At 40.8% G+C, this 23529-nt stretch carries 15 protein-coding genes; 11 read left to right on the top strand and 4 right to left on the bottom strand.

Going from position 1 to position 23529, the window contains the following annotated elements:
* Window positions 1-27: 27 nt before the first annotated feature.
* Window positions 28-351, bottom strand: a complete 324-nt coding sequence (locus ACTJKG_RS11585; RefSeq protein WP_172334796.1) for a hypothetical protein — start codon at window positions 349-351, stop codon at window positions 28-30.
* Window positions 352-842: 491 nt separating this feature from the next.
* Here ACTJKG_RS11585 and ACTJKG_RS11580 point away from each other — a divergent pair, with 491 nt between their 5' ends.
* Together ACTJKG_RS11580 and ACTJKG_RS11575 are read left to right on the top strand one after the other, a co-directional pair.
* Window positions 843-1211 (top strand): nuclear transport factor 2 family protein, encoded by a 369-nt coding sequence (locus ACTJKG_RS11580; protein WP_172334795.1) that lies wholly within the window; start codon window positions 843-845, stop codon window positions 1209-1211.
* 53 nt (window positions 1212-1264) lie between these two features.
* Window positions 1265-2041 (top strand): SDR family oxidoreductase, encoded by a 777-nt coding sequence (locus ACTJKG_RS11575; RefSeq protein WP_440739284.1) that lies wholly within the window; start codon window positions 1265-1267, stop codon window positions 2039-2041.
* Between the two features lie 36 nt (window positions 2042-2077).
* On the opposite strand, the gene ACTJKG_RS11570 is transcribed toward ACTJKG_RS11575, so the two are convergent.
* A complete protein-coding gene (locus ACTJKG_RS11570; RefSeq protein WP_440739283.1) occupies window positions 2078-3238 on the bottom strand; it encodes a trans-sulfuration enzyme family protein in 1161 nt (386 codons plus the stop codon).
* 2 nt (window positions 3239-3240) lie between these two features.
* Window positions 3241-4578 (bottom strand): APC family permease, encoded by a 1338-nt coding sequence (locus ACTJKG_RS11565; RefSeq protein ID WP_172334792.1) that lies wholly within the window; start codon window positions 4576-4578, stop codon window positions 3241-3243.
* Window positions 4579-4864: 286 nt separating this feature from the next.
* Between ACTJKG_RS11565 and ACTJKG_RS11560 the strand changes: the two genes are divergently transcribed.
* The 9 genes from ACTJKG_RS11560 (at window position 4865) to ACTJKG_RS11520 (ending at window position 19878) form a co-directional block, all read left to right on the top strand.
* Window positions 4865-5890, top strand: coding sequence for a LacI family DNA-binding transcriptional regulator (locus ACTJKG_RS11560; RefSeq protein ID WP_172334791.1), 1026 nt, complete (start codon window positions 4865-4867; stop codon window positions 5888-5890).
* A gap of 647 nt (window positions 5891-6537) precedes the next feature.
* Entirely contained in the window at window positions 6538-9792 is a 3255-nt protein-coding gene (locus ACTJKG_RS11555) for a SusC/RagA family TonB-linked outer membrane protein (RefSeq protein ID WP_440739282.1), read from the top strand.
* A gap of 30 nt (window positions 9793-9822) precedes the next feature.
* The gene (locus tag ACTJKG_RS11550; protein ID WP_172334789.1) at window positions 9823-11304 is read left to right on the top strand and encodes a RagB/SusD family nutrient uptake outer membrane protein; all 1482 of its coding nucleotides are present in this window, start codon (window positions 9823-9825) and stop codon (window positions 11302-11304) included.
* 18 nt (window positions 11305-11322) lie between these two features.
* Window positions 11323-12012, top strand: a complete 690-nt coding sequence (locus ACTJKG_RS11545; RefSeq protein WP_172334788.1) for a hypothetical protein — start codon at window positions 11323-11325, stop codon at window positions 12010-12012.
* Between the two features lie 23 nt (window positions 12013-12035).
* Window positions 12036-13004, top strand: a complete 969-nt coding sequence (locus ACTJKG_RS11540) for a DUF5007 domain-containing protein (protein ID WP_216650522.1) — start codon at window positions 12036-12038, stop codon at window positions 13002-13004.
* Window positions 13005-13128: 124 nt separating this feature from the next.
* Window positions 13129-13806 carry a basic secretory protein-like protein gene (locus tag ACTJKG_RS11535; RefSeq protein WP_440739281.1) on the top strand — a complete coding sequence of 226 codons (678 nt, stop codon included), beginning with the start codon at window positions 13129-13131 and terminating at the stop codon, window positions 13804-13806.
* A gap of 17 nt (window positions 13807-13823) precedes the next feature.
* Window positions 13824-15230, top strand: a complete 1407-nt coding sequence (locus ACTJKG_RS11530; protein ID WP_440739280.1) for an alpha-L-fucosidase — start codon at window positions 13824-13826, stop codon at window positions 15228-15230.
* Between the two features lie 61 nt (window positions 15231-15291).
* Window positions 15292-17577, top strand: coding sequence for a GH92 family glycosyl hydrolase (locus tag ACTJKG_RS11525; protein ID WP_440739279.1), 2286 nt, complete (start codon window positions 15292-15294; stop codon window positions 17575-17577).
* A 9-nt stretch (window positions 17578-17586) separates the two neighbouring features.
* Window positions 17587-19878 (top strand): GH92 family glycosyl hydrolase, encoded by a 2292-nt coding sequence (locus ACTJKG_RS11520; protein ID WP_440739278.1) that lies wholly within the window; start codon window positions 17587-17589, stop codon window positions 19876-19878.
* Window positions 19879-20592: 714 nt separating this feature from the next.
* Here ACTJKG_RS11520 and ACTJKG_RS11515 read toward each other — a convergent pair.
* The gene (locus ACTJKG_RS11515) at window positions 20593-23508 is read right to left on the bottom strand and encodes a glycoside hydrolase family 38 C-terminal domain-containing protein (protein WP_440739277.1); all 2916 of its coding nucleotides are present in this window, start codon (window positions 23506-23508) and stop codon (window positions 20593-20595) included.
* Window positions 23509-23529 lie beyond the last annotated feature (21 nt).

The following is a 23529-nucleotide window of genomic DNA, read 5'->3' as shown; positions in this document are numbered from 1 at the left end:
GGCTTTTTTATAGTAAACAACTCTTATTTAAAAAACCGGCCAATCGAAAATGCAGGCAGATGAGCCTATCAGGTCCATCACTTCTAGTTGGGGCTGTGCTTCCAGACCACTATTGTCCCGTTGCTGCTGGAAATACTTAAATGAGGGTACATTCAAAACTATTTGCTGTATCGCCTCGGTTTTGAAATGCGATAAGTGGGTGAATGTTTTTCCATCCGGTCCCTGGTAAACATTGTATCTGAAATCGGGATGGTTCATTTGCTGAAGATCCTTTAAAAATAATTGGATGTTTTCCTGGTTCTGTGCAGCAAATTCCTGTTTTACGGTATAGTTAACTTTTACAATGATCATGGTGGTATGCTTTAAAATTCGTTTTTCCTGTTTGTTACTATAGATACGAACGAGCAAACGAAAACTGGACAATGATCACTGAAATTTTTCTCGCTACTGTAAATTAACAGAATATAGCCCCGACCGGCTGGTTAAAAACAAGGTTTTAGCATAAGCGGGCAATTGCAGCAATAGGCCACAACCACAATTAATAATAGTTTAAATTTCATATAAGGTTTAAAAAAAGGATAATCTAAGTTTGATAATGAGTTCAGCCTTCAGAAATACAAATGCAGTTAATTAAAAGATAAAAAGAATCAGAATAGGCATATATTTTTTGCGAAAACCTTGTAGAAACCATGTCTACATTAAACTAACAAGGTTATAAGGCGAAAACGTTTATTACTCCTTATTTACTGCGTTCCATAAACCCTGTGGCTTTTTGTTATTTATGAAAACATTAAGGTTGTTTTATTTATTATTATATAATAACGATTGATCTGAATAATAATATGGAAAGTGATACAGCAAAATCAACCAAAAATGCCAGGGAAGTAGTAATGGCTTTTATAGAGGCGATGAATAAAGAAGACTTTGCTGCTGCCCGCAAATATTTAGCAACAGATATGACCTTTAAAGGTGTATTAGGTACGCGGGATGGGGCAGATGCATATATGAACGACATGCAGAAAATGAAGTTTAAGTATGATCTGAAAAAAACCATTGCCGAAGGAGATGATGTTTGTTTGTTTTATGATATTGATATGGGACATATCACCATATTCAGTTGCGGGTGGTACCAGGTTAATGATGGCAAAATAAACTCGTTCAGGGTAATATTTGATCCCCGACCTGTTTTGGAGCAATCAAATAAAAACTAAAATAATTCATCAAACCTATACCTTATTAATTATTTATTACAAAAGCTTAACAGATGAAGAATGTATTAGTGACAGGGGGTACCGGCCTGCTGGGAAGAGAAGTTGTAGATCAGTTGCTATCTATTAATTATAGAGTTAGTGTATTAAGCTCAAAGAAGAACGCCGTTGTCCCGGCAGGCGTACTGCTGATAAAAGGCGATCTGGCCTCAAACAGGGGTTTGGAAGAAGCCACGCAGGATGCCGATATTATTATTCATTGTGCGAGTAACCCTAAGGACACGCAAAGTGTGGATATCAAGGGAACGCAAAATTTATTGAATGTGATAGACCGCGATAAAACCCTGCATTTTGTTTACATTTCTATCATTAATGTTGATAAAAGTAATTACGCTTATTATCAAACCAAAATAAGGGTAGAGCAAATGATAGCGGCCAGCGGGATCCCATTCTCAGTTTTACGCACTACTCAGTTCCATAATTATGTACTCTCTATTTTAAAAACATTGGATAAGGAAAATGGAACGCTGGCTATACCTGATGGCATGCATTTTCAATCAATAGAAGTAAAAGAAGCTGCGACATTGCTAATCGACGTAGCTCAGCGGGAACCTGTAGGCCTGGTTCGTGGAGTAGGAGGACCCGAACTGCTTAAATTTGAAGAAATGGCAAAAACATATCTCCATGTACTTAGGCGCAAGGATGAACTAAAAGTACGGCCGTTCCAAAGTGAAGAATATGACAGGTACCGGTCTGAGAATAATATTTGGCCAACTAATAGTTATGGACGGGTAACATGGGAAGCTTTTTTAAGACATGATCTGGCAAGCTGATATGATTTAGGGTAAATTACTGATTGTTTAACAAAATCAAATTTTAGCTAATGCCTGCTTAAGATCTTGAATAAGATACTCAGTATCTTCTAAACCTACATACATCCTGATCAGTTGAAGGCGCTCATCAGTTGCCTCATATTCCTGCTCTGAAATAGATGCTATTGATGGCAATATCAAACTTTCGTGCCCGCCCCAGGAAACAGCCAGCAATATATGCTGCAGGTTATTGCAAAACGCTTCTATTTTTTTAAATGAAGAATTTTTTAAACTAAAACTAAATAACCCGCCGCAACCCTGCATTTGTTCGTGCGCCAGTTGTGTTTGTTTAAATCCTGCACTGAAAGGCCATATCACCTGTTGTATGTGTTCCTGGTTTTGTAACCATTGCGTAATAATTCCTGTACTTTCAAAGCTACGTTGTAAACGCAGGGGCAGGGTTCTTAGTCCTCTTAACAATAACCATGCAGAGTGAGGCGAAATAGCAGGACCCAAGTTCATGAATTCATGGTCAAATATATGTCTGATCAACTCCTTACTCCCAGTTAATACGCCTGCTACAACATCTGAATGCCCTCCGATGTATTTGGTGGCCGATTGAGCCACCAGATCGATACCCATATTGATGGGTTGCTGGTATATGGGGCTGCAGTAACTGTTATCGATCATGGATATAATACCCCGCGACCTGGCAAATGCCGCGACCTTTTTGATGTCCTGTAATTCGTAACTAAAAGTGTTAGGGCTTTCTAAAAAGATCAATCGTGTTTGAGGAGTAACAGCTGTTTCAAAATTTTCATAAACAGTACCATCAATAAAAGTGGTGTTTATGCCAAATTTAGGTAAAAGCTCTTTGAATAGCTTTATTGTCCAGCTGTAGGGGCTTTCGACAGCCACAATATGATCACCGGATTTTAACAACGCAAGTAGCGGAACACTTATGGCTCCAATACCACTGCTAAATATCAAAGCATCATCCGCGCCATCAAGGGCGGCTAGCTTTTTTCGCAATATACTCAATGTTGGATTTTGCCCCCTTGAATACAAATTGGTATCAAATTCATCGGCCATAGCCTGTCTCAACGCCGTAACCGTATTAAAGGTGAAATTACTTGATTGTATGATGGGTGGCGAAACCGCGTTGAAGTAATTTTCTCTTTCTTCCCCCAATTCATTTAATATAAATGAAAGCTCCATAGTTAAGGTATTATAATGGTGTTCTGCCTGTTTTTAGTAATAAAATATATAATAAGACCGGTAACAAATGCACAAAGGCATATAAACGCAGCCATGGGGTTTTCAATAAAGATACTTACGGTAACAAACCAATAAGCAACTATAAAAATAATAGGGATTACAGGATACCATTTTATGGTATAAATACCTGTTCTGTCAAGATGCTTGGTTTTTTTTCTTAAAATAAAAATAGTAACCGCCGCTGTGGAAAGTCCGATGGTATCAAAAAACATCACGTAACTGAGTATCTTTTGAAATGAACTTATAAAAAATAGTATAAGGAGGACCGCCACTACAAAAAAGCTCAGGCCAAATTCTTGTACTTGTGTTTGCTGGTTAACGCGCTTGAAACGATGGGGTAAAATTCCATCTTCGGCCATGGCATAATAAACCCGCGGATTGGCCATGATATTAACGTTAATGAAAGCAAGCACCGAAACAAACATCAGCAATGAAATGATTTTATAGCCAACCGAACCAAAAATAGCGCCCGCAAGGGTAGCGGCCAACGCGGTTTTATGCTGCAAACCTTTTATGCCCAGGACCGAATAATAAGCAAAGTTGATTAGCAGATATAGAAATATAACGGTTATCATCCCAGTGAAAATGGCTTTAGGGATGTTACGCTTGGCATTAATGATATCTCCTCCAAAGTTAATAGTTTGTTGATAGCCACCATAAGTGAAGAATACGGCAACCAGGCTTATCCCGAACGCACTCAAATTATAATTATTATCATCGGGTGGTACAATAACCCTATAAGCTCCTGGGGCTATGTGACTTTTAAATACCGCGGTACAAAGAATCAGGATCATGCTTATTTTAAATATTGTAAGCACATTTTGCGTCCTGGCACTCATTTTAATTCCCAGGAAATTAATGATATATAGAATGAGTACCGATGTGATGGTCATGATCTTGATACCCAAATCATTTTGCAGGCTTTTGGGCATAATTACAGGGTTTATATACTCAGCGCCAATAAGAGCTACTGCAGCTACAGAAGCAGCATTACTGATCACCAGTATCCAGTTGATCATAAAAGCAAATGCCGGGTGAAAACAATAGGAAAAAACCTTGTAAAATCCACCGGTAGTAGGGTAGCGCGCACCTATTTCGGCAAACGTAAGGGCCCCGCATAAACTAACGGCACCCCCAAAAAACCAGGCGCCAAAATACAGGTAAGGGTTACTTGAACTGATGGCTACTTCGCCAGGTGTTGCAAAAATACCCATGCCTATCACCAGGCTGATAACGATCATAGAAAGATCAAAACGGGTAAGTTTGGGCGTAATGCTCATAACGTTTTTATATACCAATGTTTAGTATTAAAGAGGGTTTTTATTAAGAAGGTTAATTTAAGCATATTTATTAATTATGCCCACATTACTAAAAAAGGGCTTCACCCAACAAGCGGTATATTATTTATAGAAAAACAACGTTTAAGGTAATGCTGCGGAGCCCGGTACAATAAAATAATAAGTGTGCCAGCATTGTTATAAATTTTTATTTTTGATAAATCTGGTATTTGCTTAATTTGTTGCTGATAATACGATAAACCTAAAAATCACGAGAGATCCACGTATAATGATAAATAAAAAAATATCCATAAAGGATATCGCAAAACTTACCAATACCTCCATTACAACTGTGTCATTTGTTTTAAATGGCAAAGGGCGTATTAGTAAAGAGATAACTAAAAAAATATTAGACGTAGCAGCCAAAAATGGATATGAACCCAACCGGATGGCAGTAGGCCTTCGTACCGGTGTTTCAAAAGTAATCGGCCTCGTAGTTGAAACCATTGGAGGTCCTTTTTTTGGAGCAATGGCCAAAGTAATAGAAGAAGAAGCCGAAAAGGAAGGATACAGGATTATTTACTGTAGTACTAATAATAACATCCAGAAGGGAAAGGATGTGATCAGAATGCTTTCGCAGCAATTAGTAGATGGTTATATCGTGACCCCCATGAAGGGACTGGAAAAGGATATACAAAATTTGATAGCGAATGAAAAGCCTGTAGTATTAATAGATGGCTATTTTCCGGACTTGGATATCCCCCATGTGCTGGTTGATAATCATGGTAGCGCTTTTAATGCGGTTGATCATCTATTAAAAGCCGGATATAAAAAAATTGGCTTAATAACAGCTGATCTTGACCTGATCCAATTACAGGATCGCACACGCGGATATAAAGATGCCTTAAAAGCCAATAATATAAAAGAGGATAAAAAACTAGTATTTAAATTGCCTTTTGATACCGATAAGGATAAAGCTATAAACTCCGTAAAGGCTTTTATACAACAACAGAAACAGATGGATGCTGTTTTTTTTACAACAAACTATTTAGGTACAATGGGATTAGAAAGTATCAAGCAACTTGAGCTAAATATTCCGCATGACCTGGCCATGATCAGTTTTGATGATAATGAAATATTTAGTTTGTACCCGCCCGGGATCACAACTATACAACAGCCCACTTATGAGATAGCAAAGTCGGCTATTGATCTTTTATTGGCACAAATGGGAGGGGAAAAGGGAGACGTGTCAAAAATTAAATATCAGATACCATCTAAACTCATTGAACGTGGGTCGACCGTAACAAAAAAATAAAATTTAGTGAAAAAGTAAGATTTTTACACTTATAAACCCTTTCTGTTTTAAGAATATTCAAATTTTTTGTGGCTAATGGCAGTCAAAAAGCTAAAGGTTTGTTTTTATTATTGCCATTTTTTATTTTTTATGGCATTATTGATGAATTTATTGAAATAAATAAAGTTTTTTGATAAAAAATGTGATATAAATTTGGTAAAACATTTTACTATCTTATATTTGATTATTCTATCTATTAAAGTAAAACATTTTCGTATTGATAAAACGTTTTATCAATACCTTTCTAAGGTTTTTTGTTGAGACGAAAAACACTGTTTGTTTTATTAGGCTGTTGTGCGTATATAAATTGGGAAACAGCTTACAGGTTTATTTTTTGGTAAACGTTTTATTGCTTTAAAGCTTAATTAAGCCAACGAGCGTATTTTAAATTGGTGGTATACTACCGGGTAGGGCTTGTTATGTCATTTTTGATAAAACGTTTTATCATTTTTATTAACTTATTGTTTAACTTAATTCAACTGCATGAAGAAACAAAGACTTAGCATTTAAAAGCAGGTAGCAACCCGCTGCCAGAATTCCTTATTACGTATTTGCCATGGCATCTCTATGGTCAAAACAATCATTAACTGTTCATTTAATTAAAAATTATGATCAATTTTTTCTACAAAAAAAAATTCCTTTACTATACGTGCATCATTCCAATCCTGTTGGTGTTGGGAATGCCTGTATTGCATGCCCAAGACGCTAAAAACCCCGGTAACCAGGTTACCGTAGCTGGTTTAGTTAAAGACGCCAGTGGCCCACTGCCCGGTGCATCTATTGTTTTAACAGGTTCAGCTTCTGGTGTATCGGCCAATACATCGGGAAGATTTACCTTAAAGATAGAAGCTGGTAAATCAATCACAGTAAGAATGTTAGGTTATGAGGCGCAAACCATTAAGATAACCGAATCTAATACAAATTTAATAGTGGTTCTAAAGACCGATCAAAAGGTACTTAAAGATGTGGTGGTTATCGGTTATCAGCAGGTTTCGCGCAGGAGCGTAAGTGCCGCAATTACTTCAGTTGATCCTAAAACTATCGCCGATATTCCTACGCCAACTTTTGATGCTTTGTTGCAAGGCCGGGTTGCCGGTTTGAATGTTCAGAATTTTTCGGGCGAGCCTGGTGTAAGGAGTAATGTGGTACTCAGGGGTAACACCTCAGTTAGTCGTAGTATTGATAACAATACAGGGTCTGCATCTGGTAAAGCAAGTTTAGCCAGGGCTATTTCAGGGCCATTATATGTGATTGATGGTGTACCACAAAGCACAGAGGATATCGCAGCAATTAATTACGGTACAGGTACTGGTACAGATGTACTTGCGGGCATTCCGATTAATGATATTGATAACATTGATATATTAAAAGATGCCTCTGCTGCAGCTATTTATGGTTCAAGGGGAGCTAATGGGGTTATCATCATTACCACCAAAAAGGGTACTGCTGGCAAAACCAGGATAAATTTCTCTACCTATCATGGTATTACAGATCAACCAAAACTGGATAAGGTACTTGTGGGGGCCGAAGAAACCAGGGCTAAATTAGCCTTAATTAATCATTATGGTAATTATGCTAATCTTAAAAACATTCCGCAAATATTAACCGATACCTTAAATCCCGCGTTTAATAATGCCAATGATTACCGGAGCGGCATCTATCAAACAGGAAAGGTAGATAATTATGAGTTATCCATAAGCGGTGGTAACGATCTGATTACTTACCGTTACGGTTTAAATTATTATAATGAGGATGGAATTATCAAAAAAACAGGCTTACAACGTTACGCACTTAATAGTACGGTTGGCATTAACGTATCGCCCAAGTTAAAGATCAGTACGCAGATCCGTTTTTACCGTGTTGATCGTCCTACCTCACTTAGTGACTTAAGCGGTAATGTAAACCCATTTACCGGTGGGTATTATGCTAATAGTCCGCTACCTCCATCAAACTTATATCTGGGGCAGGCTAATAAAGATTTCCTTTATGGCAGTTCAAATGTATCAACAGATGCCAATACTAATAATAGCATTACCATTAGTCCTACTATTGACTGGCGTATCAATGATCATTGGCTATTTAATACAGTTATTTCATATGAAAGTGCGGGCAGTAGGAGAGATGCTTATACACCAGGAGTGGTAAGGCAAAGCGGTTTAGGTTATGCATCAAGCTTCGTTGATAATTCCGCCAACTACCTCATGAGTAATAATATTCAGTTTAGCACCACATTAAACAAGATACACCATATCAATGTGCTATTAGGGCAAAATACCGAATACCATACTTACAGGGCAACTGATGCCGAAGCAGATGGGATCCCGAATGATCAGATATCCGTTGTTAAAGTATTAAATAAAAGCAATTCGAATGCTTATTCTGATTTGATTGAGAGTGGTATTCAAACCGGTTTCTTAAGGTTTAATTACGACTTTAAAGGACGCTACCTGTTATCAGCGGTTTTTAATGCCGATGCATCATCAAAGTTTGGCCCAGGGAAACGGGTTGGTTACTTCCCTTCTGTATCCGCAGGCTGGATCATTAGTGATGAACCCTTCATGAAAAGTACTAAAAACTGGCTTACTCTATTTAAGCTACGCGCAAGTTATGGTATTGCCGGCCGTCAGCCAGATAGCGGAGACAATTACCTGTCATTCAATACTTATACCATAGGGGCAGGTAGTTTTACAGGTAGCAGCAGTCCACAAACCGGTCAAAACCTTTCCAATACTTATAATGGTATTGCCGCTATAGCACCCAATTTTAATGGAGGCTTGAGCAATAAAAATTTAACCTGGGAACATTCAAAGCAAGCCAATATTGGGGTCGATCTTACCTTTTTGGATGGCCGCTTTAATTTTGTTGCCGACGCCTATGTTAAAAACACCAGTCAGGGTATTTTTAGTTTAAACTTGCCGGTAACCACCGGCTATACCACTATTGTAACCAACTCTATTGGTACACAAAACCGTGGTTTGGAAGCATCCTTTATTGCACATTATTTTAATCCCAAAAGTGCTTTTCAGTGGGAAACCGATTTTAACATTGCCTATAACCAAAATGAAATTACCTCGTTGCCAAACGGCGGGCGCGATATTTATTTAGATAAGTTTGTTTTGAGGCAGGGACAGCCTATCAATGAATTTAACCTGTTTCAGCAAACAGGTGTTTATAAAACTGATAAAGATGTGCCTGTAAACCCGGTAACGGGTGGGGTTTTAAACTTTTACGGTTACCCATTCAAGGGTGGCGACCCGATATGGAAGGATTCAAACGGCGATGGTGTGCTTGACCAAACAGATTATGTGCCTGCCGGAAACCCGAATCCTAAATTTACCGGTGGCTTTAATAATATTTTTAGTTACAAAAACTGGAGCGTTTCGGTGTTCTGCACCTTTACGCTGGGGCGCGATATTTATAACGATTACCTGGTTGGTAAGTTATCGCACCTGGTACCAACAGATGATGGTAATTCAGATCCATACCATGATATTACTAATAACGCTTTTCCTGATTTAAGTGGAATTAATTACTGGCAAAACCCCGGAGATAATGCTAAATATCCGTCATTGAGCTCGGTAAGCGGAACCCGGTATAAATATGCTGCTGTTAGCTCGGCCTGGGTCGAGAATGGAAGCTATCTGCGTGTAAAAACGGTTTCTTTATCATATACTTTCAACCCGGCAGTTTTAAAAAACCTGCACCTGAGCCGCCTAAGGGTATATGGCATGGTTGATAACCTGCATATTTTCCAGAAATCAAATGTGCCTGATGCTGAAGAAGTTGATGCCTTTGGTATTTACAATGGCAGTGGTTATCCTATCCCCAAAAAATATACCCTGGGTGTTGATGTAAGCTTTTAATGTTTAACGGGTAAATAAAAACGAAAAGAAATGAAAAAAAATATAATAAGATACACAGCCGGATTATTAATGATAACCGGGCTTATTAGTGTGAGTTCCTGCAAAAAAATACTTGATTTGCAGCCTCATAACTCCACTTTTACCAATGCTTATTTTACTAATGGAACAGATGCCAATACCGCTATCGCGGGAGCATATTCCCTGTTGCGTTCGGTAATGCTCAATAATTATTCATTCCATGTATTTGGTGACGCCACTACAAGCGAATTTAGCATTAACTCAGGACTGGATGATGCTAATTACAATATCTCCAATGGTGAATTTACCGGGTTAAATGTTGGGCCAGGTATCTGGAACTGGTTAAACTACTACCAGCTTTTACAACAAATAAACCTCATCATTAACAAAGTACCTGCTATCCCGATAGAAAAGTTCAGTAATCATGATGATAAGAATCAGATCATTGGCGAGGCTTATTACCTGCGGGCATTCACCTACTTTTATATGACCAGGGTTTGGGGCGATGTGCCTTTAAAAACACAACCCGATCTGGATGTTAGTCAGGCTGTAAACATTCCCCGCACACCTGCTGCCGATGTACTTAAACAATGCCTCGCTGATTTAAAGATTGCCGAAAGTAACCTGGCCTTTGGTTATGCCGATGAAAGCCAGCGTGCCGTGAGAGCTAATAAAGGTTCGGCTTTTGCATTGGAAGCTCATATAAAAGCCTGGACACATGACTATGCCGGATGCGAACAGGCCACTGCTCAGGTAATTAATAACGGGCAATATCAGTTGGTTACTGATACTTCGCAATTCAGCAAAATATTTATTGGTAAATCAGTAGAGGGGATTTTTGAAATCAATATCAATTATCAGCAAAGTGAAGGTGTAGCACTTAATTATTATGGATATGCCCCAACCATCGCTTTTCCCTTTGTTGCACAAAAATCAAACCTCGAATGGCCGGTAAGTACTTTATATGTGAATACCTTATTTAAAGATACTACAGATCTGAGGTATAAGAAATACTTCTTCCAGGCGCAATCCACCAGCGGACAAACAATAAAGTATTCGAATATTACTTATGCCGATGGATCGGCAAAAAACGACCCTCGTTTATCTAATAACATTATCATTTTCCGCCTAGCCGATATTATGCTTTTAAGAGCCGAAGCATTAAATCAATTAGGACGCGATGGTGAAGCATTAGTGCTTTTAAACACTATACGCAGTAGGGCAGGAATAGCCAGTTACACAGGGGCAGGTAATGCTCTTGCCAGGACTATATTGGAAGAGCGTTTGCGTGAACTCTTTTATGAAGGTCAATCTTTTTATGACCTGGTTCGTACCAAACAAATCGGTAACCCAACAAGCAGCTTCATTTCCGACTATTCACATATTAATGATACGAGGGTGAACCAGGGAGGGTATCTGTGGCCTATAGATCCTTCTATGTTTAAAGATGATTTTGTTTTGAAACAAACACCTTACTGGCAAGGAAAACTTTAACCGTTAAATAGCACAAACATGAAAACATTAAAAATATTTATACCCATCCTATTAGTAGCGGTTGTGTTTTTTTCCTGTAAAAAGGATTATACCATTGGGGGCGATTTGTTTAAGGCCCAGGTAAATATGACCACTTATGATTATCTGAAAACCAACCATGCGTTTGATACTTTGGTGATGATGATCAATAAAATGAATATGAAAGACGAGGTGAATAGTGCAGGAACTTTTTTTGCGGTGACTAATTATTCAATAACCAACTTCGTATTAGCAAAAAGAGAGCAACTGCGCACGCAGAAAAACGATGAAAACCTGGTTTTTACGTTTGATTCGCTAAATTTTGCCTCACTCAAAGACTCTTTAAGAGCCTATATGTTTAAGGATAAGATTACCAGGGATAATTTATCACAGAAAGGCATATATCCTCAGACTCTGGATGGAGAATACCGGTTGATTCAGCTTAGGTCGACAACGGATTATACCAACAGTATTTTCACCACCAATCCGCAGTACATATACTTTACTAAAGTGGTGCCCCTGACACCCGGAGGGCCGGTACCTGTTGACATAAATGGTGTACAACAGGTTGATCCAAGACAGCTGCTTTCTACCCTTTGTCAAACAACGGGTATATTAACTACAACAGGTGTGTTACATGTGTTGAGCAACAATCATACGTTCACGTATTTCAACAATGTTAACAATTGATAAATTTTTAGATAGCCAAGAAAATGAAAAAACACTATAAAATACTTCTTGTTATTTTAATGGCAGCCGGAGTTATAGGTTGTGTTAAGGCCCCGCATGGTTTTTTAAGTAGCCAGATCAGGTATCGCGATAATCCTATCCAGGTGCAGCGTGGTATCATAGTTCAAAGTATAGCGGTTGATAATGATGGCTCAAGTGCTCCTGTAACTTATCGGCTATTGGATATCAGGGATGCGCTTACTCATAAACACGCCGATTCGCTATATAAAAACCGCGATAGGTATGTGTATACTTCAGAGTTTGATCCGGATGTAGATACAACGGTTGCCCTGCTCAATAGTATCCGTAAAAATGTAAATCTTCCGAGTTTTGACTTTAATACACATACAGGAGCGTTTACCTTTTATAATACCACGGCAAATGTACCGTTGGGAGCATATGAGTTTGATATAGCCGCCTCTAACGAGAACGGTACCAAAACTTTTAAGAATATTGCCAATCTTAATATTTTTGAGGGCGATGTAGCCGAAATTGATGCGGGCGGCGGCGCCTGGTTCCAGGATGGTACCACTACTAGTGGTGATATAGGTGAACCCAAAGTTACCATCACCAAATTATCTACTAAGGGTACATTGGCCATCTTGAAAATAGTTGATGAAAATGGAGTAGCTTTTAACCCTAAAAACGGGGAGTATATCAAACGCGGAGACAGGAGCAGCTTTGAAACGTTCGCTAAATTCCATCCGCTGATCGCTTCTGATACTTCATTAACCTGTAATTTTGAAGTTACGCCATTCCCGGTTAAAGGAGCAGCTCAGGGATTTACCATTTATTACCGTATCCCGAGCCAGTTTGTGCGGATAGATCCTGGTTTTACACCAACTTCTGCCAAAATTTATAGCGCCAACCCAAGGTTTACTTTCAGGTTGTTTCAGGAAGGAGTTTACCTGATTACTGTTAAGCTTCAGCACGTTACCAGGAACCTCAATTAAATAGCCCAAACCCGGCACAATACAATTTAATTTGTGCCGGGTTTTATGATAAACTCGCACATTTTTGAGCAGCCCAATTAAATTTTAAATATTATTAACTAAGCATTTAACAATTATTTATCCAATGAAAAAAGTGTTTCTTTTAAGTGCATTACTTACTTTACGTTTTGCCGCAAGCAGTAATGCACAACAAACCGAAGTGTTTAACAAAAAAGGCTATAAGTTAACTTTCGAGAATCAGGATGCCAGTTTTAGTCCCGAACTTAAGAATAAATTGGTTGAAACCTTTTATACCGTTTATCCAAAACTGGCAAAAGCTTACAATAAAAAAACCTTAAAAAGTGTAACTTTTGTTATTGACACCGCCTACAATGGTGTTGCCGCTACAGCCGACGGTCGTGTTGTTTTTAGTTCAAAATACATGACAAAACACCCGCATGATATTGATGTGGTTACACATGAGGTAATGCATATTGTACAGGATTATGGCCAAAGCACAGGTCCGGGATGGCTGACAGAAGGTATTGCCGATTATGCCCGTTACAAATTTGGGGTAGATAACGAAGGAGCCAAATGGGCATTGCCTGCTTTTAAAGCAACCCAAAGCTATGAAAATAGCTACCGCATTACTGCCCGTTTCCTCGTGTGGATAGAGAAAAACATTAAACCCGGCCTGGTAAAAAATTTGGATGCCCAGTTACGCAACCATACCTTTACCAACGATAGCTGGAAACAAGAAACCGGCAAAACGTTAGATGAACTTTGGACAGCCTATGCGGCCAATCCGGTTATTGAAGCATAACCAATTCACATCATTATATGAAGTTAAGTAATAGTATAAAAGCAATTTGCCTGGGGCTGTTGTGCAGTCTGGGTATATCAGCCTATGCGCAAAGTAATAAACCGGTAAAAACGCTGGCGCAATTGCAACAGGAATTTGTTGACCTGCGTTTTGGCATGTTTATTCATTTTAATATTCCAACTTATCTGAATCAGGATTGGGCCGATCCCGAAGCATCACCCGCTATCTTTAATCCAACAAAGCTCAATTGCGATCAGTGGGCTAAAGCGGCAAAATCCGCCCATATGAGCTATGGTTGTATTACTACCAAGCATCATAGTGGTTTTTGTATCTGGGATACCAAAACTACCGATTATAACGTAATGAACAGTCCGCTCAAAAGGGACGTAGTTAAAGAATACGCGGATGCCTTTAGGGCTAACGGGCTGAAAGTGTTTTTATATTACTCTATTCTGGATACGCATCATTGCTTAAGACCCAATGGCATAACGCCTAAACATATTGATATGATCAAAGCCCAGATCACCGAATTGCTGACTAAGTATGGTGATATCGGCGCGCTGATTATTGATGGTTGGGACGCGCCATGGTCAAGAATATCTTATGACGATGTGCCTTTTGAAGAGATATACCGTTTGGTAAAATCATTGCAACCCAATTGCCTGGTGATGGATCTTAACGGCGCTAAATATCCTGCCGAGGGCATGTTCTATACAGATATTAAAACTTATGAACAAGGAGCTGGTCAGCACATTTCAAAAGAGAACAATAATATGCCTGCGCTTTCCTGCTATCCGCTGCAAAGGCATTGGTTCTGGAACTTATCTGATCCTACCGATGCAGTAAAAGATCCGGTTAAATTGGTGAACGATAATATCATTCCTTTTAATAATGTGGATTGTAATTTTATCCTGAATGTAGCGCCTAATCGTGATGGCCTCATTGATGATAATGCTCTTGCAGCTCTCAAAAAAATAGGGGAGATATGGAAGAACGAAGGCCCTGTGGCTAAACTGCCTAAACTGGAAGCTCCAATTATTTCATCAAATCTGGCTAAAAATCAATTCTCCAACTCCAGCTGGAGTGATGATTCCAATATTATGGATTTTGCCAATGATGATGATTTCCATTCTTCATGGATATCAAACACTACCGTAAAAAATCCATGGTACGAGATCACCTTCAAACGTGATCAGGGCTTTAATGCTATAGCCATTACCGAAGAGAAACCAAACATCACCAAACTTCACCTGGAATATTGTGATAATGGTACCTGGAAACCATTATTTGCGGGTGAGAATAAAAATAAAGTGAAAATATTCCGCTTTGACAGGGTATGGGGTAGTAAGATACGTGTATCTGTTGATGCGGCCGATCACCAGGTATCTATTGCCGAAGTTGGCGTTTATAATGAAAGAAGATAATAAATAACCTAATAAACATTAACCTGAAACCTGCAGTTTCATCACATCTAAATTATAACTAATGAAAGCACTTTTTAGCGCCATTTTGGTTTCGCTTTGCGTGAGTACTTATGCGCAGCAAACCGGAACGGTCAGTAGTCCGGTTGATTACATCAATCCCTTGATGGGCACCGATTCCAAGCCCGATTTGTCTAATGGCAACACTTATCCTGCAATAGCATTACCCTGGGGTATGAATACCTGGACACCACAAACCGGCAAGATGGGCGATGGCTGGCAATATACTTATGCCGCCGATAAAATACGTGGTTTTAAACAAACCCACCAGCCAAGCCCCTGGATGAATGATTATGGGCAATTTGTAATTATGCCGGTTACCGGTAAGCTGCGTTTTGATCAGGACGATCGCGCCAGCTGGTTTTCGCATAAGTCAGAAACGGCCAAGCCTTATTATTATAGCGTTTACCTGGCCGACGCTGATGTGACTACAGAGATTACTCCAACCGAACGTGCCGCGCAGTTCAGGTTCACTTTCCCTAAGTCTGACAGCTCATTCATCGTTGTTGATGCTTTTAACCGGGCATCATACATCAAAATATTGCCTAAGGAGCAAAAGATCATCGGTTACAGTACTCGTTACGCACGTGGTAAAATGACCAATTTTAAAAACTACTTTGTTATTTATGTAGATAAGCCTTTTATACTGGCTAAAGCATGGCATGATAAAACCATTGCCCATGATTCCCTGGAGATCAGCAGCACTCACGCCGGTGCGGTTATCGGCTTTAAAACTGCAAAAGGCGAAAAGGTACACTTGAAAGTAGCCTCCTCATTCGTGAGCTTTGAGCAGGCTGAACTTAATTTGAAACGCGAGCTGGCAAACGATAATTTTGATGCCACCTGCCAAAAAGCCAAAGCGGTATGGAATAAAACCCTGAGCCGGATTAACGTAGAGGGCGGTAGCATCGACCAAACCCGTACTTTTTATAGCTGCATGTACCGCATGCTGTTTTTTCCGAATAAATTATATGAACTGGATGCACAGAATAAGATAATACATTACAGCCCCTACAATGGCAAGGTAATGCCAGGTTATTTATTTGGCGGTACCGGCTTTTGGGATACTTTCAGGGCGCTTTATCCGTTCCTAAACCTGGTTTATCCATCTATCAATAAAGAAATGCAGGAAGGTTTGATCAATGACTATAAAGAAGGCGGCTGGCTGCCCGAATGGTCGAGCCCGGGTTATGCCGATATTATGGTGGGTAATAATTCAGCCTCGGTTGTTGCCGAAGCCTATCTGAAAGGGTTGCGTGGGTATGATATCAACACCTTGTATGACGCGTTGGTTCACGGTGCCAATAACGAGGGTCCGATATCAGCCACAGGGCGTTATGGTGTAAAATATTATAATGAGTTGGGCTATGTGCCGTATGATGTAAAGATCAATGAGAACGCAGCCCGTACGCTTGAATATGCATATGATGATTTTGCGATTTATCAATTAGGAAAAGCTATAGGCAAACCAGAATCTGAAATTGCCATCTACAAAAAACGCAGCCAAAACTATCGTAACCTGTTTGACCCTGCTACAGGCTTAATGCGTGGCAAAAATAAAGACGGATCTTTTGAAACACCATTTAACCCTTTCAAATGGGGCGATGCCTTTACCGAAGGTAACAGCTGGCATTACAGCTGGAGTGTTTTTCATGATATCCAGGGATTGATAAACCTGATGGGTGGCAAACAAAAATTTGTAACCAAACTGGATTCAGTATTTACCATGCCACCGATATTTGATGATAGCTATTACGGTGGCGTGATCCACGAGATCCGTGAAATGCAGATAGCCAATATGGGCCAGTACGCGCATGGTAATCAGCCAATACAGCATATGATATACCTATATAACTATGCCGGTGAACCCTGGAAAACCCAGTACTGGGCACGCGAAACCATGAACCGTATGTACAAAGCTACGCCTGATGGTTATTGCGGTGATGAAGATAATGGTCAAACATCGGCGTGGTATGTGTTCTCGGCCATGGGTTTTTACCCGGTTTGCCCTGCCAGCGACCAATATGTATTAGGTGCGCCATTATTCAAAAAATTAACCCTGACACTGGAAAACGGTAAGCAGGTAGTGATCAATGCACCTACTAATAGTGCACAGAACCGTTATGTACAAACTTTTACTGTTAATGGTAAAACGTATAACCCAAATTGGTTGAGTCATAAAGCATTGATGCAGGGCGCGGTGATTAATGTGGGTATGGGAGCAACGCCAAACAAAAACCGGGGTACGCAAGACAAAGATTTTCCATTTTCTCTGTCAGAGAAAAACTAATTATATAACATGAAACATTTATTCACTGCTTTTTTATTGGGTACGGCTTCTATAGCCAGTGCGCAAACACATCCGGCAGAAAAACTGGTACAATACGTTAACCCCATTATAGGTACGCAACGTATGGGGCATACTTATCCCGGAGCTACCGTGCCTTTTGGTATGGTGCAGCTAAGTCCCGAAACGGATACGGCCAGCTATGAGCTCAACGGTCACTATAACCCAGATGTGTATAAATACTGCGCCGGTTATCAGTATGATGATAAAACCATTGTAGGTTTTAGTCATACCCATTTTAGTGGTACAGGGCACTCCGATCTGGGCGATTTCCTGATCATGCCTACTGTTGGGCCGCTAAAATTGAATCCGGGCACTGCGGATAAACCAGGAAGCGGCTACCGCTCTGCTTTTTCGCATCAGAACGAAGTTACCGAGGCTAATTATTACAAAGTAAAGCTGGATGCCAGCAACATTATTGCCGAGATGACCACCACCACTAGGGTGGGCTTTCATCAATATACTTTCCCCAAATCAGATCAATCGCACATTATTCTTGACCTGATGGCGGGCATCTATAATTACCCTGACAAAAATGTGTGGACCTACCTCAAGGTATTGAACGACTCTACCGTAGTAGGTTATCGCCAAACCAATGGCTGGGCGCGTACCCGTTCGCTGTATTTTGCCATGAGTTTCTCTAAACCGTTCTTTCAGCATGGTTTCAAGAAATATGATAAACGCGAAGTTTACGGAGGTTTCTGGGGTAAGTTCAATCAAACCAAAAACTTCCCCGAAATAGCTGGTCGTCAGATCAGGAGCTACTTTGATTTTAAAACCGAAGAAGGTGAAAAGATCAAGATCAAATTTGCTATATCACCGGTAAGCATGGATGGCGCGCTCAACAACATGCGTACCGAACTACCAGGCTGGGATTTTGATAAGGTAAAAAACGATGGACAGCAACAATGGGAGCAGGAACTGCGCAAAATTGTGATCCAAGGCAGCAAAGAGACTAAAGAAAACTTTTATACCTCCATGTACCACGCCATGATTAACCCAACCATTTATATGGATGCGGACGGTCAGTACGAAGGGCTTGATAAGAATGTGCATAAGGCGGATGGTTTTACCAACTACACCACCTTCTCTATGTGGGATACCTACCGTGCTTTGCACCCGCTGTTCAATATTATTGATCCTAAGCGCAATGCGGATATGGTACAATCTATGATGGCGCACTTTGATCAAAGTCCGGAAAGGATGCTGCCTATATGGTCAAACTCAGGCAACGAAAACTGGTGCATGAGCGGCTACCACAGCGTAACAGTACTGGCTGATGCTGTTGTAAAGGGTAATGCTCCGTTTGATGCCAACAAGGCACTGGATGCCTGCGTGGCTACTGCCCGTCACCGCAATTATGAGGGAATAGGGGAGTATATGGACAGAGGCTATATTCCGGATGAAAAAAGCGGCGTATCGGTATCTTCAACCCTGGAGTACGCTTTTGACGACTGGGCTATCGCGCAGATGGCCAAAAAGCTGAACCGTAATGATATTTACGAGGAGTTTATCAAACGCTCACAGAACTATAAAAACGTATATGATGCCAAAGCAGGCTTTATGCGCCCAAGATTAGCTGATGGCACCTTCCGTCAAAAGTTTGATGCATTGAGCACCATTAACGAAGGTTTTATTGAAGGTAACTCCTGGAACTACACCCTATTCGCTCCGCAGGATCCGGAAGGATTGATCAAGCTGATGGGGGGCAACAAACGTTTTGTAGGTTATCTTGATTCGTTATTTACCATGAATTTGCCTGATAAATATTTTGCCGAAACTGAGGACATTACCCGTGACGGTATTATCGGCAATTATGTACATGGTAACGAGCCATCGCACCACGTAGCTTATTTATACAACTGGACAGACAAGCCCTGGAAAACACAGGAACGCATCCGTATGATATTGCCACGCATGTACAAACCAACACCAGATGGTTTAGGTGGTAACGATGATACCGGACAGATGAGTGCATGGTATATTTTCAGTTCACTGGGTTTTTACCCGGTAGCGCCAGGGTCCGATCAGTATTCAACCGGTAGCCCGGCGATTAATGGTGCGGTGATCAACCTGGATAACGGCAAAACGTTTACCATCAACGTTAAAAACCAAAGCCCTAAAAATGTTTACGTACAAAAAATGGAGCTGAATGGCAAAGTGCTTAACAGCCTTTTCATAAGCCACGCCGATATTATGAATGGCGGCGAGATCACTTACTATATGGGATCAAAACATAAGTAAAACTACAGATCGTGCTATAAAAAAGAGGTTGTATCATTCATCATGATCAGCCTCTTTTTTATTTGATGTAGTTTTGGATTAGATTGACAGAATTAACCAAAAAGTGGGTTAACATGGGTTTACACTTTTTATGGTTTGAATTGATTTATTTTATTGATAATCAAATTGTTAAATATATTTTATCGTCAAAAAGTGGGTTTGCATGTAAACCCACTTTTTGTATAAATATGGTCAGCTCAATTTTAATTCATAGGTGGCACAATACTTCGCTGTTTGATTCTTTGACTTCGGACGACTATGCCTGTAGTTTAAAACTACACATAGCCGATTGGTAATAGCCCGATGAAAGGGTATGATGAATAAATAATATGCCAAAAGTGCACTGTCATCCAGCCCCGTCGAAGGGTAGAGCGCAGAGGCCCAGCCCACCATGCTTCGACGGGGCTCAGCATGACATCCTTTTTGTTGCATAACTGCCACTCGATGAACTCCTCTCCTACAGGGAGAGGAGTTTAAATATAGTAAGTTAACGAATTTTGTGAACCCCAATAGGGGTTGAAGCTTTGTAGAAAAGCATCAGTTTTTAAGTTAGTGCCATAGGTACTATACCCAGGTTGCATACCTACGGCATGCTTAATATCATCTTTTTGTTAGCTACAAAGCTTTTACTCCTATGGAGTAATTCTAATCTAATGAAATTGTGAAGGAGGGCTATTATCTCTCTACCCTCACACTTATTACTCCTTTAGCCGGGATCGTAAAACGATTCCCTAACTCCTTCAGCTTATCCTCCATTAAATTACTTTCCCAAATTTTAATAGCGGGTACTGTATTCGGGGTGATAGCTGCTTCAATATCGGTATCGCCGCTGTTTACCAATTGGGCTATTACGCCTAATCCATCATCGGTAGGTTTGATGGCCTCTACATAGATGTTATTGCCTGTTATTTTAAAGAACAGGCTTTTTTCCGGCGCACCAGGGGTAGTAGATACAACCAGGGGCTGATGGTTGTTCAATCCGGTTTGGTTGGCCTTAAAGCTGTTAAAACCACCTTCATGGGCTTGTATAAAGTAATGGAAAGTAGCTTTGCCTTCCTGGTCTGCACGGAAATTAGTATGCCACAGGTTATTCATCACCCAGGAATACAAAACTGGTGATTGTGGGGTGAACGAAAGCCATTGTGGTGCATGATGTAAGCCACCCAGCAGGTTGCCGGTAGTAATGTTACCTATCTCAAATAAGGGCGCATCCGGGCTCGACCAGGTGATACCGTAAGCGCTGTTAGATACATCAACCCAGCGCTGCATGGTAAACCAGTTGTGGTTGGCATAAGGTAGCTGATCGGCCTCGGCACGGGCACTGCCCCATGGGATGCTGTAACGCACTTGAGCTGCGGGTACATTGAAAGGAAATGCAAAATGTACACTCTCCTTATGTCTGATAGCTGTTTTATCTATGGTATTGATGAGTTCTACCTGATCCAAGCCACTTACCAGCCTTACTTCGCGGGTAAGGCCATTGGTGCCGGGTGCATCCGAAGTAATAAGCAGGCTTACTACCAGCGGCCCGTTTTCTTTGATGCTGATGTGGGTATTGGAGCTGCTTACGAGTTTCTTTAATGAATCGCCCGGCATATACATATATTGGTTTAGCCCGGCAGAATCAGCAGCAACATAATTACGGACAGATGTCCCTTTGATTAGCTTTACAATATTACCATTTTTGGCATCCACAGCAACGGTATAAATGCCGTTACTTAAACTACTACCGGTAATCTTAGCCTTACCATTGCCTAATGCTTTACCTGTATTAATGGTATATGAACTTTTACCCAACGCAGGTACAGCATCTGCCACAAAAGCTAATTCCCCGCTGCTTAAGCGTTGGGAAGGGATCTTTTTACCTGTTGCATCTTTAACCAGGTCGCCGGTTTTGCTGAGGTTGGCAGGAACGTAAACTACATCGGTTCGGGGCCAGTTAGTAGTGTTATATACATCGATGGCATTAGTTTGTGTTGTAGCAGGTTTTAAGGCTTCGGTCATCAGTGAATCTACTTGTTTATCGGCACGCAGTGCATAGCCTTGTTTTACGTTCCATTCACTTTTTACCTTTTCGTTATCGGGTTCGCCTACGCTGTTATAGGCTCCCCAGGTATGTTCGTTGTACAGCAAAAGGTTTTTCCAGGTATCGTCAAAAGCGTCAGCAGGATAGGCCCCTTTGTTACGAATGGCCCAGATGGCCCCGGTTTGCTTCAACCTGTCGGATGTTACACGGCTCAAAGCGGTTTCGCGTGCTGCCGATGACACACCGTCGGTCCAGTATTCGGTGTAATCGCCTGTAAAAGAAGGGATATTATTTTTGTACTGTTTTTCCAGGTCGTTAAAAAACTGTTTTACCGAAGTGATCACCAGTTTGGGCGAAGTATAATGCTCGTTCCATGCTTTTACAGCATCCGGCAGTTCCGGGTCGATGGGGGCATTATCGCTCATGGCCCAGGTGAGTATGGTCATGTTATACGGAAAATTATTCTGCTCCAGGCCGCCCAGGTATTGGAAAAGGTAGGGGTTCAGGAAGTTTTCTTCGGGGTGACCGGTATAATAAGGTTTAGGATCATCAATAGTAAAAAAGTTAGGAATTTTATCGCCTTTGAGCTGATAACCAATAGAGTAGGGCTGGCATTGCCAGAACAGCAGTTTTTGTTTGCCCGATGGCGATAACCAGTAAAAAGGCTTATCCTGCCATTTGGCCAGGTTGCCGATCCGGTCAGACGCGTTAGGACCTGATAAAAAGTAGTGAATACCAGTTTGTTCGGCCTGAGCGGCTAATCCCCATGAAGCTCCCGGTACATCACCCTGGAACATGGTATGGATCTCGATGCCCTGCTCGCGTGCCAGTTTTTGCGATTTTGCAAACATCTGCATCAGTTGACGGGAATCGGTCATGCTGGTATTGATATTGCCGTAGGCTCCATCCAGGTTGATCCAGCCCTTTTTTACGGCATTCCAAAAGCGGGCCTTCTTTTCGGCGCTGGCTTGTTTCAGGTAATTATCCACTACCCATATAGCTTCGGTTGTCCATTTATAACGGGCCTCGACAGGATAGTTCTGTGTTTTTTCGGCCAGGTTGATAGACTCATCAATGTTGTCCATATGCAATTTAAGCACCTTGGCCTGTGTGTTGGTATAGCCAATGTCAACATGTGAGTGCGGCAGCACATAAACCGTCCAGTTATCACGAGCCGGCTCCACAATACAACGGGCCGGATAGATTTGCCCGCCATAGGTTAAGGTAACAGTGGCCTGGGTAGCAATTTTTATAGCAGGGCCGGGTAAGGGCACCTCAAAAAACTCCAATCCGGTGGTACTGGCCGGTATAGCGATATGATCGGTATGGGCATTAAATGAAACCGACAAGCTGCCTGCATTATAACTTTTACCATTTCTGAAAAGGAGCCGTACCATACGCCTGTTTTCGCCACGATACTTTACATAAGCCACCGTAGGCTGCAGGGTTATGGAGTTAAAAGCCGGTTGGGCTTTTTGTCCATAGGCGCCTGTAGCCACGGTGCTCAGTAAAAACAGAATAGTGATAAGGCAGAAACTTTTTATACCGGATTGTCGTCTTTTCATTATAATGCAAGTAGTTAAAAT

Origin of the sequence: Mucilaginibacter sp. 22184, assembly GCF_052045695.1 — a bacterium.
GTDB lineage: Bacteria > Bacteroidota > Bacteroidia > Sphingobacteriales > Sphingobacteriaceae > Mucilaginibacter.
This window is presented reverse-complemented; position numbering and strand designations above follow the sequence as displayed.